The organism is Hallella faecis, from assembly GCF_018789675.1.
GTDB classification, from domain to species: Bacteria; Bacteroidota; Bacteroidia; order Bacteroidales; family Bacteroidaceae; genus Prevotella; species Prevotella faecis.
On record NZ_JAHKBE010000169.1, the window covers coordinates 1 to 414 of the forward strand.

At 43.5% G+C, this 414-nt stretch carries 1 pseudogene; it reads left to right on the forward strand.

The annotated features are described in order from the left end of the window. Nucleotides 1-414 (forward strand): annotated as a pseudogene (locus tag KM934_RS12995) (IS982-like element IS1187 family transposase); the annotation flags it as partial.

The following is a 414-nucleotide window of genomic DNA, read 5'->3' on the forward strand; positions in this document are numbered from 1 at the left end:
CGGAAATTTCTCGCAAGCTCCCGACTTCGGCTTCTGTGCTTCGCAGAATACGTATTATTTTGGTTATAAGTTACACGCTCTCTGTGGGTTAAGTGGAGTTATCCATTCCTATGATCTGTCAAAGGCAAGTGTAGCTGACCTCCATTATATGAAGGATGTAAAACATACTTATCACGACTGTAGCATCTATGGTGACAAAGGGTATATTGGAGCTGACGTACAGCTTGACTTGTTCGAAACCGCACACATAAGACTGGAGTGTCCGTATCGGCTCAACCAAAAGGACTGGAAACCGACATTCATCCCGTTTGCAAAGGCAAGAAAGAGGATTGAGACAATATTCTCACAACTTACAGACCAGTTCCTGGTCATCAGGAACTACGCGAAAATAACGAATGGTTTGTTTGCCAGAAT